This is a genomic window from Pseudovibrio sp. Ad13 (assembly GCF_001623225.1).
Lineage (GTDB): Bacteria > Pseudomonadota > Alphaproteobacteria > Rhizobiales > Stappiaceae > Pseudovibrio.
This window is the reverse complement of sequence record NZ_LMCC01000006.1, coordinates 234,644-250,214: the sequence shown is the minus strand read 5'-3', so window position 1 is coordinate 250,214 and position 15,571 is coordinate 234,644. Positions and strand designations below refer to the sequence as shown.

15 protein-coding genes are annotated in these 15,571 nt (G+C 51.1%); 7 read left to right on the top strand and 8 right to left on the bottom strand.

Going from position 1 to position 15,571, the window contains the following annotated elements; translation table 11 throughout:
- The first annotated feature begins 842 nt into the window (after positions 1 to 842).
- Positions 843 to 1,550: a GntR family transcriptional regulator gene (locus PsAD13_RS10425; RefSeq protein ID WP_208989126.1), complete on the top strand. Its 708-nt coding sequence runs from the start codon at positions 843 to 845 to the stop codon at positions 1,548 to 1,550.
- Positions 1,551 to 1,670: 120 nt separating this feature from the next.
- Here PsAD13_RS10425 and PsAD13_RS10420 read toward each other — a convergent pair whose 3' ends face one another.
- Positions 1,671 to 2,201: a GNAT family N-acetyltransferase gene (locus tag PsAD13_RS10420; RefSeq protein ID WP_084404695.1), complete on the bottom strand. Its 531-nt coding sequence runs from the start codon at positions 2,199 to 2,201 to the stop codon at positions 1,671 to 1,673.
- Positions 2,183 to 3,787, bottom strand: coding sequence for a glutamate--cysteine ligase (gene gshA / locus PsAD13_RS10415; protein ID WP_063318099.1), 1,605 nt, complete (start codon positions 3,785 to 3,787; stop codon positions 2,183 to 2,185). Before gshA ends, PsAD13_RS10420 begins: the two co-directional genes overlap by 19 nt.
- 786 nt (positions 3,788 to 4,573) lie before the next feature.
- Here gshA and PsAD13_RS10410 point away from each other — a divergent pair.
- On the top strand, positions 4,574 to 5,050 hold the full coding sequence (locus PsAD13_RS10410; RefSeq protein ID WP_153040871.1) for a hypothetical protein: 477 nt from the start codon (positions 4,574 to 4,576) through the stop codon (positions 5,048 to 5,050).
- Here PsAD13_RS10410 and PsAD13_RS10405 read toward each other — a convergent pair.
- Positions 5,047 to 5,946: a LysR family transcriptional regulator gene (locus PsAD13_RS10405; RefSeq protein ID WP_063318098.1), complete on the bottom strand. Its 900-nt coding sequence runs from the start codon at positions 5,944 to 5,946 to the stop codon at positions 5,047 to 5,049. The two genes, PsAD13_RS10410 and PsAD13_RS10405, sit on opposite strands and share 4 nt — an antisense overlap.
- Before the next feature lie 121 nt (positions 5,947 to 6,067).
- Between PsAD13_RS10405 and PsAD13_RS10400 the strand changes: the two genes are divergently transcribed.
- Positions 6,068 to 6,790, top strand: coding sequence for an SDR family oxidoreductase (locus tag PsAD13_RS10400; protein ID WP_063318097.1), 723 nt, complete (start codon positions 6,068 to 6,070; stop codon positions 6,788 to 6,790).
- A gap of 88 nt (positions 6,791 to 6,878) precedes the next feature.
- On the opposite strand, the gene PsAD13_RS10395 is transcribed toward PsAD13_RS10400, so the two are convergent.
- On the bottom strand, positions 6,879 to 8,117 hold the full coding sequence (locus PsAD13_RS10395) for a serine hydrolase (protein WP_063287822.1): 1,239 nt from the start codon (positions 8,115 to 8,117) through the stop codon (positions 6,879 to 6,881).
- Between the two features lie 214 nt (positions 8,118 to 8,331).
- Here PsAD13_RS10395 and PsAD13_RS10390 point away from each other — a divergent pair, with 214 nt between their 5' ends.
- Positions 8,332 to 8,685 carry a hypothetical protein gene (locus tag PsAD13_RS10390; RefSeq protein WP_063318096.1) on the top strand — a complete coding sequence of 118 codons (354 nt, stop codon included), beginning with the start codon at positions 8,332 to 8,334 and terminating at the stop codon, positions 8,683 to 8,685.
- 29 nt (positions 8,686 to 8,714) lie between these two features.
- Here PsAD13_RS10390 and PsAD13_RS10385 read toward each other — a convergent pair whose 3' ends face one another.
- The gene (locus PsAD13_RS10385; RefSeq protein ID WP_063318095.1) at positions 8,715 to 9,566 is read right to left on the bottom strand and encodes an AraC family transcriptional regulator; all 852 of its coding nucleotides are present in this window, start codon (positions 9,564 to 9,566) and stop codon (positions 8,715 to 8,717) included.
- 369 nt (positions 9,567 to 9,935) lie between these two features.
- Between PsAD13_RS10385 and PsAD13_RS10380 the strand changes: the two genes are divergently transcribed.
- A complete protein-coding gene (locus tag PsAD13_RS10380; protein WP_084404694.1) occupies positions 9,936 to 10,772 on the top strand; it encodes a ferredoxin--NADP reductase in 837 nt (278 codons plus the stop codon).
- Positions 10,773 to 10,846: 74 nt separating this feature from the next.
- Here PsAD13_RS10380 and PsAD13_RS10375 read toward each other — a convergent pair whose 3' ends face one another.
- Positions 10,847 to 12,007: an SRPBCC family protein gene (locus PsAD13_RS10375; protein WP_063318094.1), complete on the bottom strand. Its 1,161-nt coding sequence runs from the start codon at positions 12,005 to 12,007 to the stop codon at positions 10,847 to 10,849.
- Positions 12,008 to 12,099: 92 nt separating this feature from the next.
- Here PsAD13_RS10375 and PsAD13_RS10370 point away from each other — a divergent pair, with 92 nt between their 5' ends.
- Positions 12,100 to 12,693, top strand: coding sequence for a TetR/AcrR family transcriptional regulator (locus PsAD13_RS10370; RefSeq protein WP_063318093.1), 594 nt, complete (start codon positions 12,100 to 12,102; stop codon positions 12,691 to 12,693).
- On the opposite strand, the gene PsAD13_RS10365 is transcribed toward PsAD13_RS10370, so the two are convergent.
- Positions 12,690 to 14,471, bottom strand: coding sequence for an ABC-F family ATP-binding cassette domain-containing protein (locus PsAD13_RS10365; RefSeq protein WP_063318092.1), 1,782 nt, complete (start codon positions 14,469 to 14,471; stop codon positions 12,690 to 12,692). The genes PsAD13_RS10370 and PsAD13_RS10365 overlap by 4 nt on opposite strands.
- Positions 14,472 to 14,761: 290 nt before the next feature.
- Between PsAD13_RS10365 and PsAD13_RS10360 the strand changes: the two genes are divergently transcribed.
- Positions 14,762 to 14,995 carry a hypothetical protein gene (locus PsAD13_RS10360; protein WP_063318091.1) on the top strand — a complete coding sequence of 78 codons (234 nt, stop codon included), beginning with the start codon at positions 14,762 to 14,764 and terminating at the stop codon, positions 14,993 to 14,995.
- Between the two features lie 8 nt (positions 14,996 to 15,003).
- On the opposite strand, the gene PsAD13_RS10355 is transcribed toward PsAD13_RS10360, so the two are convergent.
- The gene (locus tag PsAD13_RS10355) at positions 15,004 to 15,570 is read right to left on the bottom strand and encodes an invasion associated locus B family protein (RefSeq protein WP_063318090.1); all 567 of its coding nucleotides are present in this window, start codon (positions 15,568 to 15,570) and stop codon (positions 15,004 to 15,006) included.
- Between the last annotated feature and the right edge of the window lies 1 nt (position 15,571).

Below are 15,571 nucleotides of genomic sequence, written 5' to 3'. Positions count from 1 at the left end.
GCTTAGCCCTCAAACGGTTCTAGTCATCTACAAACGGAAAGTGCGCCCATATGGCCCGTGTTTGCGTCGAAAGGGTAACCAACCTGTAGTTCAGTTCAATCCCTTTTTGGTTAATCCTCATTAACACTTATGATCATCGCCTCCTTGAGAGGCATAATATCTATTATTTTCAAATAGTTATGCTGTTTCAAAAACTCGAAAACGAGGCGTGCATAAAATCGACAAAACAACCGATCCATTTCTCCAGAAACATATTCATGCGTCAGCTCGCTCCGACTCAATCATCCAGCTCCTGATTCTCACGCCTCCTCACTGAGCAATAACACTGCGTGGAGTAGGGGGGATAAGTTTTCTGAAACACCAGAGATAAGCTGAGCAATTCATCGCGTATTGGGGGGAGATATTTTGCGTTCTATAAGTGATTTCCACTTAGAGCGTTGCTAATAGTTTCTGCCGTTTATACGCGAAGAAGTGAGCCGGCAGAGTATAGTTGAGATTATTTTATTAAAATAGCGAATAAACTCTATTTCTGCTCATCGAACTCTAAGTAAGTCTGATTCATATGCTCAATGAATAAGACCGTAGTTACACATTTTTTTAAAAATAATCGATAATTCGACGTTATTTTCCATAAAACACTCTCGTTTTATTGGAAAGTTATGTCATTCCGACGCAATTTCATTGCTTTTATAGTTCAGATATTGTTTTACAATTGATGTAATAAGAAGGCCAATTCATATTTGCAATTTAACTTGGCCGGATAACAAAACAAATGACCTAGTTTCCATACCGACGAAAAGAAACGCCAAATTGCATAGATAATAATTGTAAGGCAGATAACTTTGAAAATAGAGGATACCTTAGAAAGAGCCGTAACATCGGTCACTGCACAAAACGTCCCGTCATCCGCCTCTCTCATTGACAGGGCCTACGCGCACCTGCGGGCGGCAATTTTGTCTGGCCAGCTTGAGCCGGGCAGTAAATTGCGCATTCGCGAGATGTGCAGCACATTTGATGTTGGGCCTACACCTGTACGCGAAGCACTTTCCCGTCTGGTGTCTCAAGGACTGGTTGCCACGCAATCTCATAAGGGATTTTATATTCCAGAACTTTCGCAAAAAGAGTTTCAGGATATTATTGATCAGCGCCGCCTTCTTGAAAGCGCAACGGTGAGAACCGCCGTTGAAAAGGGCGACGCTCAGTGGCGCGAAAGCGTGCTGGATGCCTACCATGCACTGCAGGAAATTGAGCGGACATGGCAAGCTTCACGGCGTGATTTCTGGAATGAATGGGAAGAAGCCAACCGCGTGTTTCATATGACGTTGGTTGAGGGAGCAGGCTCCAGTTGGGCAAGCCGGTTCCTGCATATGCTTCATGACCAGTGCACCCGCTACCGCGCTGCAATGCGCCGTGCCGGGTTTATTTCAGAAGGCGTTCAGGATGATCACACTCAGCTGATCAATGCTGTGCGCACTGGGGACGGTGAACTGGCCGAGCAAACGATCAAAGCACATGTTGATCGTTTACCTGCTCTTTGCATGCCATCTTAGAGCGCGTTCCGTTTGATTGGTTTCAATCAAACGACAAGAATTCGCTCCACCAAAGATATTAGAGCGCGATGCGTGAATGTTAATGAACGCGACGTGCTCTAATGGCTTGATATATTGAACTTATTGTCGGTGAGAGACTTGTTCTCCCACCGCAATAGCCGGTGAGTGATCCAGAATTGTCTCTGGAGAGCGCAAACGCTGCCAGGTTTGATGAGCATCAGCCTGTGCAGTGATATCTTCGTATCCAAGCGCGCTGTAAAACTTCAACGCAGGCTGATTGATGCGGTGCACTTTCAACTCGTGCCTGCAGCCATAATTTTCCAGCAAAAACTGAAGTGCCTGTCGCCCGAACCCGCGTTTGTGGTGGGCGTAGTCTATGTACAGCGAATGCAGGAAGTGTTCTGGTGTGAAGTAGCCGATGAAGCCGATACGGTCCCCCGCCTGCTTCAAGACCCAGACATCCTCCCCCTCAACAAGGCTTTGAAACTGGCTGGCATCTACGAGGCTGGTGTAGTCATAGGCAAACGTACGGCTCGCCACGCTCTCATAGAGCGCAGCGAGCACGTCGTGGTCGTCAGATGTGTAGGGCAGGATTTGAAGCAAGCCTTGCCTTCCGTGTTCAGGGTCAGGCTTTACTGGCCGTCCAGACATTCTGGCGGCAAAACTTCCGTTTTGTTTTGCGAATCCAGGAAATGATCGAAGCTGTGGTTACTCGCCTGCGTTTCAACCTGCTCATAAGCGGCGCGGGACTGAGAAACCATCGCGTCCTGGAACTTCAGACGCTCACCAGACAGCGGCATCGCTTTCAGGTGATCAGACTGGTTCTTGGAAAGATCAGCGATGAAGCCGGTGTAAGAGCCCTTCTGCTTCACGCCTTTCAAAATTTGAGCGGATGGTGTGAGCTCCGGATTGTCCAGCTTGGCCGCTTGCGCGTTCACAGCGTCTGTGTGGCCTGTACCGCCGTACACTTCATCCATAATCTGAGCTGTCAGACGCATATCATCAAGCACCTGATGGCCAGCTTCACGCAGTTCCATACCACCATCGCCATAGGCTGGTAGCATCAGGTTTGGCAGACGACCCTGCCAGGCAACCATGCGCTGCTGATCGTTGAGCGCCTGCTGCTCTCCAGAGGAGATACATGGAGATGGAGCAAGGGTCATGTGGGTCAGGAAGGCATTGAGGAAGTGCGCCTGCTGCTCACAAATCCCGATCGGATTGAGCGGATTGATGTCGAGAGAGCGCAATTCGATGTACTCAACACCACGGCGACACAGCGCGGCAATCGGGCGCTCGCCTTCCTTGGTGTTTCGCTTAGGCCGCGCAGAGCCGTACAGCTCGTTTTCAAGCTGCAGCTGGTGCGTGTTGATCTGCTTGTAATCGCCTTCTTCCGCCACACCAATTTGCTCGTACTGGCGCACAGACGTTGCAAGAGCGCCGCGCAGGCCTTCAATGTAATCGCAAAGAGAGTTGTAGTGAATGTCCAGCTCACTCTGCACGACGCTGGTGTAACCCAGATCGCTCATGCGCAGAGACGTTGCATACTCGCCAAAATAAGTGTCATCACCCAGCATGGACAGGGTTGGATGCGGGGAGGCCAGATAGCTTTTGTCGACGGCAGGAGAAGCTCCAAACAGGTAAAGCACCAGCCAGCCATGACGCTGCAGGTTACGGATCAGGCCGAGATACCCTGCACTGCGGAAGTCCTGAAGGCTTCCGCCGGAGGTACACTGCTCATGAAACTCGTGCCAAAGGCCATCGGAGATGGAGAAGTTGTAGTGGATTCCGGAGATCGTCTGCATACGCTTACCATAGCGATGCGCCAGTCCCTTGCGGTAGAGCGTTTTGATCTGCGCCGCATTCGAGTTTCCATACTCCGCGATGCGGATCGTCTCATCGCCGGCGATTTCCGGCGGCATGGACGCATTCCACAAATACTCGCCATCATCCGTCTTACGCGCTGCAAAAGCCTGCAGTTCTTTCAGAAAATCCAGGCTCTCTGCAACAGAATGCACAGCAGGTGTGATGAACTCCACCTGAGCCTCAGAAAAGTCTGTCGTGATAAATTTGTGCGTTAGCGTTTTACCCAGAGATTCCGGGTGATCACGCAATGACATAAAGCCATCTCTGCCAACACGCAGAGCTTCTTTTTCGATCCCCACGCGGAGTTCAGCAAGACCTTTTCGTACTGTGCTACTTTCCAACAGCTTCAGCGTGGCTTCACCTAATTTTGTCATTCTCGTTCCGTTAATCTGCGCAAAACGGCTATATGGGCTCAAAGTATCCTTGTGCACCTTTCGGTTCACTCTCTCATAGATACTTCCTAATTTCGTGGATGCAAGAGTACAAAACCTGTCGAATTTTCCTTAGTGTTTTATGCGCAACTTCCATCATTAATGCGTGAACCAAGTTCAATTCGAGAATAAAATTAAACTGAGAAAATGAAGAAATTACCCGTCTGACTATCAACATGCCAACAAGATGTATTCCTTAACCCGCTTCAATAATCAAAAAAAATATACTTCGGCAAAGCACCGCCTATCCACGACCTAAACTACTGATTTCACCATGAAAGATCCAGATTATCTTCACCCACAAAGACATAGAACAGGAAACAGCACACTTGCATGCACCGAAATACAATCCTCTCGTTCATAAAAAAACCGAGCATTCCTAAACTGCCTTACAAAGTTCGTGTGCATTTTGAACACTCTATCTGATATTTCGAACGCCGTGCATCATGCTGCACAGCCAGAAACTTCCATGCAAACCTTACTCGGCATCTAAACTTTGCTTGCTTTAAGCTGAAGCATTCTCAGGAAAGTCACAGTCGCTCATCCCGCATAAAACAGTCTGGTCCTTGCGAGTATTATCGAGAGTTACGGCGGGTCTGCTTGCAAAATCCTCAGTGGATCCAGAGTTGGATAACTCCTTGTCTTTCGGTGTGGCCCCCACCACTCCTCACCATTTTTGAGGCTATCAGCAAAACAACCTCAGCAATTCTTATGGGTGTCATCCTTTTCATGTGCCCGTTACCTTTTGCAGATCGTCCTGAAGAGGCCCACGACTTGCAAATCAAGCTCCCTTTAAGCACTCTCGCAATCACTCTTCCCCTATTGGCAGGGTGCGTTTCTGATGAAGAACGCCTGCCACAAGCTTATTCGCCCTCCATCGAGATTCCACCGGGGGCAACGCTGATTACGGTCAATACCACGCCTGATGGTGCCTTCTGTTTTCTGGAAGGGTATCGCTCATCCATCTTTGTAAAGCACACGCCCGGCCCGATGGTTGTTCCTGCCGGATTTGAGAGCAGAAATCTCATTTGCGAGTTGAAAGGCTACAAAACCACACAAGGCGCCGTGCTCCCCGGCCCACCGCCGCCAGATGGTGACAAGATCATCATCCAGCGCGTCTTCATTCCGGTTGGCGTGAATGTTCCCAACTCCAGCCCCGCAGGCGCTGTTGTGCCAGATGGCTTTGTTGGCACCTACCGCCGCTAACCCAGCACCGCCTCATAGCGGGTTTTGAAGTTGGCTGTGAGGTAATTCATCAATTCCCGCACCCGGTGCAGCTGGTGGCGTGTTGGCGGGCTCACCAGCCAAAGCGGTGTTGTTTGCTTCCATCCAGACAGCATTTCCGTCAACTCGCCGCGTTTGACGAGTGCATCGGTGTAAACATCCGCAAGGCGCGCAACACCCAAGCCCGCAGCGGCTGCCTGGCACATGACGCGGCCATTGGAGATCTGGAATCCTTTTTCCGCCTGCACCACAATGCGCTCTTGTCCACGAGTGAAAATCCATTCCTGCACACTGCCGGAAATGAAAGGAAGACCTTTCAGATCAGAAGGATGGCGGATTTTGGAATGAGCCGCCACAAAGGACGGGGACGCCACATAGCGGGTTGTGATGGTGTGCAACTTGCGGGCAATCAGGGTGCTGTCTTCTAAATCTCCCATCCGCAACACAAGATCGTAGTCGGTCTCCAGCAAGTCTTCCCGGATGCTGGAAAAATCCAGTTTCACCTCAATCCCCGGATTGGCGTGCTGATACTCAATCACCAGCGGTGCAATCAGCTCCTCGCCAATCAAACCGCCTACAGCGTTCATACGAATAGGGCCAGTCAGACTGTCCGTCGCCTGCGATGCCAAATCAGATGCATCTTCAATCTGCTTCACGCCGGTGCGGCACATTTCATAGTAACGCTCACCAATTTCAGTCAGTCGCAGTTTGCGGGTGGTTCTAAACAGCAGCTGCACATCCAGCTGCTCCTCCAACTGGCTCACCTGTTGGCTTAAGCTTGCTTTTGAAAGACCCGTTTCATCAGAGGCTAAGGTAAAACTGCCATGTTCTGCCACAGCCAGAAACGAGCGAAGGCCATTCCAGTAGATATTGTTCATCTCAGCCTAACAATTATTTCAGATTACCCATATTTATCAGCGTGATCATTTTTGTACAATCGCCTCAACACAACGCAAGTTCATCTTGCTCAAGAAAAAGCTAACTAGGCAGGAAAACAAAATGACAAAGCCACTTATCATTATCACTGGCGCAAGTTCCGGCATTGGTGCAGCGATTGCGAAGTCTTTCAGCGCAGCTGGCCATCCACTTCTTCTGCTTGCACGCCGGGTTGAGCAGATGGAAGCTCTGGGTCTTCCAAACACACTGTGCCGCGGCGTTGACGTCACCAGCCGTGAGCAGCTGATTGCAGCAGTAAAGGAAGCGGAAGAGAAATTCGGCCCTGCAGACGCACTCGTCAACAACGCTGGCTGCATGCTGCTGGGTGATCTGTCCGTTCAGGATCCAACTGAATGGGACCGCATGATCGACCTGAATGTGAAGGGTGTTCTCAATGGCATCCACGCAGTTCTGCCAGGTATGAAAGCGCGCAAGGGCGGCTCCATCATCAACGTCAGCTCCATTGCAGGCCGCAAAACATTCCCGGCACACGCAGCTTATTGCGGCACCAAGTTTGCCGTTCACGCCATCAGCGAAAACCTGCGTGAAGAAGTGGCAGCAGACAACGTGCGCGTCATGACCATTGCTCCGGGCGCTGTGCAGACTGAATTGCTGTCTCACACCACCTCTCAGGAAATCATCGACGGTTACGAGCAGTGGAAGAAAGAAATGGGCGGCGTACTGGACCCACAGAACGTAGCTGACACTGTGATGTTCGTTTACCAGCAGCCACAGAACGTCAACATCCGCGAAGTTCTGCTTGCAGCAACTGGCCAGCCTGCATAACGCAGAGCAACCAAGATTTTATAAAAGCCGGCTCTTTCCCAGAGCCGGCTTTTTCTATGGAGCGAATTCTTATCAATCAGAACGCGTTTTAAGAGTTTGGCACGTCGCTCAAATGACGGGCGATGGCCTGAAACAGCGCGATCGACTTCATCTTCACCATCTCCTTATCGCGTTGATAAGAGGGATAGGTCGAGGTCTTAGCGATCACCACATTCCGAGCCGGGTTGATATAGAGGAACTGGCCGTGAATACCGATCGCGGTGAAGTCACCCTGATCAGAGTCCAGCGGCAGCCACCACTGGTATTTGTAGCCAAGCGGTGAGGGGCTCTGCGGATTGTTGTAACCGGGCATCAAGCGTGGCTCGTCCGGCGTGACCGATGTGTTGATCCACTCTTCCGACACGATGCGCTCGCCTTTGTGGTTCAAACCACCACGCTCCAGCACCATTCCCACACGCAGCATATCACGCAGGCGAATGTTCACCCCGCCAAAGACAACCGGTTCACCTTCCTGATCCACCATGATTTCAGCGGAGGATTCAGCACCGATCTTGGACCATAGCTTTTCGTTGAACCACTCTTTGTAAGGTTTGCCAGTCGCTCCACGCAGCACCCAGCCCACAACATGCGTATCAATGGAGGAATAGCGATTGTAAGTGCCCGGCTCCAGCTCACGCGGCACATCCTTGGTGAACTCATCCTGAGAACCCAGCAGGATTGCGACGACAGACTGGACGATGTCTGAATTCAGATCAGCGTAGTTCTCGTTCCAGCGGACACCCGACGACATTTCCAGCACGTCTTTCAGACGAACACCGTCATAAGCCGTACCCTTGAGCTCCGGCACATACTTGACGACCTGATCTTCCACACTCTCGATATGCCCTTCATCCAGCGCCACCCCAACAAGGATGGAGGCCATGGATTTGGAGACAGACATCTGAATGGCATGAGTCTCAGCGGTGTTGCCGCGATCATAATACTCATGGATCAACTTACCATTGTGCATGATGGCAAGGCCGGTGGTGTGAGAATCCAGAATGTAATCTGCTGTAGAGGCTGCCTCGCCCTTATACATAAAGGTCGCTGGCATCGGTGATGCCTGATGCGCCCGCGGCAACTCATAGGTCTCATCTGGCGCTTTCACCGAGGTACTGGAATACTCTTTGTAAAGCGACCTGAATTTCTGATCGATGTTCTCAGGTTTGAATGCATCCGCATAAGCCATCACGGCACGGATCTCGGCAATATCTTGCCGGAAGTAAAAAGCACCCGCTGCCAGCAGCAGCACAACGGCCAGAACACCCCAGCCAATCTTCTTCAACATGACGTCCCCCCATTCGCGGTGAAAGGTCAAAACCTCCAGAGCGAACCCAAACCTTACGCATAGGTTAATCGCTTGTAAAGCGAGCCGCTGGCTACATAAGAGCGGTGTATTACTCAATTAAACGCAATTAAAACATAAGCGCTCACACAACCTTTGCGGGTTTCCTGTTTAATGGTGGCGACCTTCTTTTCTCCGAGTGGTGGGAGCAACTGGTATGCAGACAAAAGCAAAAACAACCCTTCTTGCACTGAGTTTCTTCGTTTTTTCAGCAGGTTACGGCCTCGCGCAGATCAACAACTTTGCGGATGACCCTGTCGCGAACGAAAACGCCAATCCCTTAAAGTCTGAATATCCCGATATCGTAAGTCCGGTCTCTGATTGTCCCGACATTGCAGAAAAATACCGCACCGGCGGCGCTGGCGCTGATCCACTGGGCTATCCGCCGAATTTTGGTTTCACCAGCATGTCCGCCGCTGATCAGGAGGCTTGCATCAAGGAAATCAACAAGGATGGCAACATCAATGAGAAGCAGGAAACCCAGGAAGAGAACAACATCCTGCAGAATTAAAGGCAGGCTTGTGCTTCTCTAAGAGATTGTTATTGCAGCGGTAAATAGATCTCGACAATGAGATCTTCAGGAGCTGTGTTGGTTGGACTGTTCCAAAACACCTCATAACACGGATGGTCCGCGGCCTCTTCACCTGAGTTCGGCAGCCACACACCATAAAGGTAACAGAAGGCCGCCTGTAAACCTGCATACGGCCCCTGATGGCGCAGCACGGCACAACGTCCAGCTGGAATGCTATGTGCTTCAAGTCCCTCAGTATTTTCAAACTGCGGCGGAACAACAGCACCTACACGAGAGCGTAATTCATTTGGTGGGACGATTGAAGGATCGTCATAATAAATGCCAACAAACGGCCCACATTTACGGATCACACCACGAGAAGACAGCATCGCAGCTAACTTACTGAAAACTATACCCATATCAGAGTAGGGACCGCGATGATAAAGGACCTGCAATGTCTTTTCAGGCACATCTCTGATTTCCACCGGATGCATTGAAAAGATACCGCTTTTTTCCGAGGCAACCGCAGGAGCAACGCTTTTATCCTCCCGGAACTGACCGGGCGCAACACCATACTCTCCCTTAAACGCACGAGAAAAACTCTGTGCGCTCGGGTAGCCATATCTCTCCGCAATCTCGGTAACAGCTTGTTTTGTCTGGATAAGATCTAACGCGGCTCTATTCAACCGGATGCGGCGGATTGAGCTCGCCAGCGTTTCACCGCGCATGCTCTGGAAAACACGATGCCAGTGAAAGCGCGACATGCATGCAACATCAGCCAATGCATCAAGGCTAAGATCACCATCCAGATTTTCATAGATATATTCAAGAACACGCAGCATTCGTTTCTCATAGGCTGCCTTGTTCTGCTCCGCCTTCACGCCCTGCTTCCTCTGTCTGTTGTCATTTCCACCCTTACAACACAGGTGGAGTGAACATATCTTGCTATTTTGACCTTGAAGCAGGCGAGTTGAGGTGTTTCATGAGCAAACCGAAGCAATCATTACTGGCGGCTTGCTTTGAGTAGTTCCACCTATTGCTGCATTCACTTACCAACTCACCTTACACGCTTTCTTTCAGAAACTGACAGTTCTTTGAGCTTCGACGGTGACTTAGTCACTTTCACGAGCAAATTTCTGAAATTTTACTTATAAAACGGTTGCTTTTCGGACCTTGGCTCGGATAAAGCGGAGGCAACAACTGGCCAAGTATCGGGCTATGGCCTAATCAAAACAATCTAAGGATTGCAAATGACCGACGCAGCGTTGGCCCCAGCTCCTGTGCTTGATCAGGAAGCCAAGACCGAATTTCCTATTCCAGCAAACGTATTTGCTGAAAAAGTAGTGTCCGTTAAACACTACACTGACCACCTGTTTAAATTCCGCATCACGCGCCCAAGCTCTTTCCGTTTCCGCTCTGGCGAGTTTGTCATGATCGGCCTGCCAAATGCTGAGAAGCCGGTTTTCCGCGCATACTCCATTGCAAGCCCATCCTGGGATGAAGAGCTGGAGTTCTTCTCCATTAAAGTTCAGGACGGTCCGCTGACTGAACATCTGCAGAAGATTCAGCCAGGCGATACCGTTCTTATGCGTAAGAAGCCGACCGGTACACTCGTAAATGACGCTCTGATCCCAGGCCGTCGTCTTTACATGTTCTCTACCGGCACAGGCGTTGCGCCGTTCGCATCCTTGATCCGTGATCCAGAAACCTATGAGAAGTTTGAAGAAGTTATTCTGACCCAGACTTGCCGCGAAGTGAATGAACTCACCTACGCGAAGGAACTGGTTGAGGAAGTGAAGAACGATCCACTGGTTGGTGAGTTCGCAGCTGGCAAACTACGCCTGCACACAGCAGCGACCCGCGAGCCATATCCTTGTCAGGAACGCATCACCAATCTGATCGAAAACGGCAAGCTTTTTGAAGACCTTGGCGTGCCAAAGCTTGATCCTGCCATTGACCGCGGCATGATCTGTGGCTCCATGGAAATGATCAACGACACCAAGGCGATCCTTGAAAAGCATGGCCTTGAAGAAGGTTCCAACGCTGCCCCATCCACATTCGTGGTTGAGCGCGCATTCGTTGGCTAAGCCTTTCGCCTATGATTTTTGCGAGAAGCCCGCTGAGCATTCAGCGGGCTTTTCTTTTGCCTGCCCGTCTCAGGTCATGCCTCTTCTGTTACTTTCAACGCATCTTCAAGGACTTGGTTAAACCGATCAAGCGCCCCTTCAAAGCGACCGAAAGTCAGATGCGTGTTGGCACCGGATGCAAACCCTTGCTGAATCTCTTCGCCCAACTCAAAGTCTTCCTTCAAGGTCGTTGAGGTGATCGCTTGATTGCGGACCCAGTGCTTCTGCATTTCGTCAGTTTGTGGCATGGAGTTCGGGACCAGCGTCGCTAGTCGGACCCGTGTGCGGTTAACGGCAAGCGGCTCACAATGCACCCAGACAACATGATCTTGCTGAACAAGCAGCTGCGTTCCAGGCAAAACTGAATAGATGATATTGGCGTGCTCACGAATACTCCACTCGTCCTGAGGTTTATCTCTCAGTTCAAACAGAGTGATGCGCGGCAACACGGACCGCATGTTCCCTCCCAGCATCTGATAACTGGAGAGGTTATCCGGAAAGTAGGGGCCAATCGTTTTGCGGTGGGCCACGCGGAAATGATAGGCCTCGATCCCGCCTTCAAGCAGCGTCTTCCAATTAGCCGCAATTTCAAAGGTTTCTTCCACCGCGATCCGATGATCAGCAAGTCCCAGCCATGACAAGTCGTCATAAAGTGGAGCAAGGCATTGCTGGATTTCCTCTGCATTCCGAACCTCTGGATCAGCAATGACCCAAATAAAGCCGTGGGCTTCCAGAACTGGAAGTTCCCTCAAGCCATATTGAGAGCGATCCAGATCCGGAAAGCCTTGTTGCTCCTGTGGCACCGCTACCAAGTCGCCCTGGTTGGACCATGTCCATGCATGATACGGGCAGGAAAACCTTTGTTTACAGCCACTTTCCTCACTCACCAGCTTAGCACCACGGTGGCGACACACATTGAGGAACGCATGAGCTTCTCCCTCAGTATTTCTGGTCAACAGCACAGGAAGCCCGGAAACCGATCGGCTTAGGAAAGCGTTTGCCTTGGACAGTTCTGTAGATTGCGCAGCAGCAACAGGCTTGCCGCGAAACAAAGCCGTCATTTCTTGAGCAAAGCGATCAGGACAACTGTACCGTTCCACTGGGGAATGCGTGACTTTCTCATCCAAGAACTTCTCGTTCTTCGCATCCAACCCAAGCAGTTCAGCAATCAAACCAATTTCTTCATCCCGTATCATGGCAAACCCTCCACTTACCGACCGGTAAGTATAAACTTACCACTTGGTAAGTTGTCAAGTTTATCCTATACAGAACGCAAAGGGAGCAGGATTTGGATCAGCACGCAGACAGCCCCAGAACGCGTTACATCACAGCGGCGAGCGCGGTCTTTGCCCACAAGGGGTATCACGCCGCAAGCCTCGCAGGCATTGCAGACCAACTTGGGGTGACCAAACAGGCACTGCTTCATTTCTTCGGCTCAAAGGTCGTGCTTTATGAGGAGGTGCTCAGCGCGCTTTCTGATCGGTTGTTGTCTTCAATCGAAAACGTCGAAGGGACGACGCCAGAAGCCAAGCTGCGCACGTTCTTTCTTCGCCTCTCACAGGATGCACTTTGCAATGTGGAGGACACGCAGTTGGTCGCCAGAGCCCTGCTGGATGCCCAGACAACCTCCGAAAACTGGCCGATGAAGCCCTTTCTGGATGCACTGGGCGCACTGGCCCACAAGACGAAACGCTGGTCAAAAGCCTCAGATGCTGAGTTATTTTGTTGGATTTACCAGCATATCGGCTCAATCCAGCATTTCGCTATTTCGCAGACCACACTCCGAGGCATGTATGGAGCAGAAGCTTTCGACGTGCTGAAGGAGACGCACCAAGCACAGCTCCGCGCAACTCTTGCTGATCTGGAGAACGACCCGGTTTAGCCGTTCAACTCAAGCCGCTCGTGGATCTGAGTAATCTCGTCTTTCCATTGCACCTGCAGGTGAGGGGATTGTCTGTTAGGCCGCCGCGCCAGATCCGCTTCCATCAGCGTTTCCAACTCAATCAACCGTTCAAGCAATTCATCTTCACCCGAGTGATCCGGTTCAGGAACACTTTCCCCAACCGTAGTGTCGACAACTGATTGTGAAGCAGCATCCGCTTTGACAGCTTTCACCTGAACTTCAGCGATCAACGCATAAGCCGCATCCGCGTCATTAACTTCCTGCAGACGTCCATTTTGCACGACCCAGAACCGGTTGCACGTCGCTTCCACCAGATGCCTGTCATGCGAAACCAACAAGAATGAACCGTTAAACGACTGAAGTTGGTTTGACAGCTCATTACGACCGTATAGGTCCAGATGGTTGGTCGGCTCATCAAGCATCATCAGGTTGGCTTGCACCTGAGACAGAGAGACAAGCAACAGACGCGCGCGCTCACCGCCACTCAGTTGAGAGACTTTCTGCGACAGCTGATTGTATTTGAAGCCGGCTGCAATAATGGTCTTTTCGCAGTCAGGAACCCGCAGATCGACACCAAGAGCTTCTCCAACAGACACCATACCCTCAACCAGATTTGCTTCCCCCGGAAGTTGTTGAAGCGTCTGATCATAAAAAGCAATCCGACATCGAGGATGGACCCGGACGTCGCCCGCCTCGCTCGTTCGTTTTTCCCAACAGCAGCGCAACAGGCTGGACTTACCTGTTCCGTTCGCTCCCATAACCGCAATCCGGTCACCGGGCCGCACAGCAATGTCATCGACATTGTATAGGAACACATCCGCCACAGGTGGTGTCACGGTCAGGTCCTTCAACTGAACCAGTCGGTCGGCCTGAATTTGCTCTCCGGCAATGGAAAGGTTCCACGGATAAGTCTCGACGGCGTCAGTCTGGTCGTCCTTCATGCGGTCGACCATCTTTTCCATGGACTTGGCTTTGCGTGACAGGTCCTCGTTGTCGTACGTCCGTCCCCAATCCGCGAGGCGTTTGGCACTGGCCTCAACGCGCTTGATCTCTTTTTCCTCGGAGTCACGCCGGGCGATACGTGCTCGCGTCAAAACTTCATGCTCTGCCAAGGCCTTCGTGCAGGGCAGATCGAAGGCATGCAGTTTGCGATCCTGAAGGATCCAAGTGCGGTTGGTGACAGAATCGAGCAGGGTCGCGTCATGAGAGATCATCAGAAAACTGCCCTTCCATGATTTCAGGAAGCTTTCGAGCCACATGATTGTTGGCAGGTCCAAATGGTTGCTTGGCTCATCCAGCAACAACAGGTTCGGCTCTGTCATCAAAGCACGTGCCAGCATGAGCCGTGTCATCTGGCCACCACTGAGGTCTTTACAAAGCACAGCGGACTGGTGAGGTTCAAACCCCATTTCTGGCAGCATCACATCTACCTTCCAGTCCGTCCAATCACGCTTGTCCTTCGGCAGCGCATCACGAACAGCCTCAGCCAGCGTCAGTTCCATCAACTGCTTGGGAAGATGCTGCTCAACGCAGGAAACGACAGCAGCGCGAGAAACCGAGATGCTGCCCTCACTTGGTTCATTACGACCAGCAAGGATGTTGAGAAACGTCGACTTACCGCACCCGTTGTGGCCCACGAGCCCAATCCGGTCGCCTGCATTGAGCCCGAAGGAGAGGTTTTCAAACAACACACGCTCAGGCGACTGCTGCCACAGACCACTGCCGGTTATCAATGGATTGCTACTGGACTTCGCCACGGGACCGTGCCTCCCAACACATAAAACATTAAGAAAACGGATTAGAGAAAAATTGCGAAACTTCCAAGAGGGCGAGAGGTGTAATGCAGCAAGGGCACTTCAACTTAAGGGAGAACAGAGGATTTCACGTCACACATAATCGCAAAAAACAGTGTAAATCCCTTGAATAACCGCCGCAAACTAGGGGATCTTGCTCACATGCGGTTTGCAGAGTTGTTCTACATTGCAGAAAAGACTGACGGCAGTGTCACTTCCATAAAATCCTGGATTTGAAAGAACAGAAACCTCACATGACGACCTCTATGCGCCCCCCATCAAAACCAAAACAGACTATTGGAGTGGTGTTCTCCGTTGCCGCATCCGCGCTTGCTCTTACAGCTGCAATTGGTCTTGCCTATCTTGCAAATCCGAACCCAGCTTCAAAGCTGCATCTTGCCAACACTGAAGTCTCACATTGCACCGTTGCGGGCGCTACAGCTGTTTTGGGTCTTCGTGGTGAATGGAACTGCATTGCTGCGCAGTGATCAGCAGCTTACTTTGAGTTCTGCGCTCGCATCTCGTTGTAGGCTTTTGTAAAACCGGTGGCTGAAAAGTTGATACCAACCTTTTTGCCTGCTCTTGACATCATCACAAACCGTCCTTGATCTTTTGCAGCTTTCATCGCATTGATGAAGGCCTCTTCGGTTTTGCCTTCAATCACACAGCCTTGCGACATACAGCGATTGACCCGTGCAACCGCCTGAAAATCACCGATGTTCACGCCAACACCCGGAGCCAAAAGAAAGTCGAGCGGCAATACATATTGCACCATATCGCTCTTTTCTTTCGGACTGTAGGTGAGTGTCATCAGCAGAATATTCTGACCACTTTCATTATGAACCACACGCTGCTTAATCTGGCAGCTCATGCCATTCACGGCGGGGTCATAGCACTCCAGCATCCAGTCTCCGTGTTGCTGCGTGGTGACCTTGGGACTGCTGGCAACAGCCGCATCGCCTTTAGGGGCTGATTGAGCAAAGCCCGGCGTAGCACCAAGAAAAGCAACAGCTCCCAGAGCAAGAGCTGCAATTGTACGAAGGGGAAAACCAAAAATCTTCATT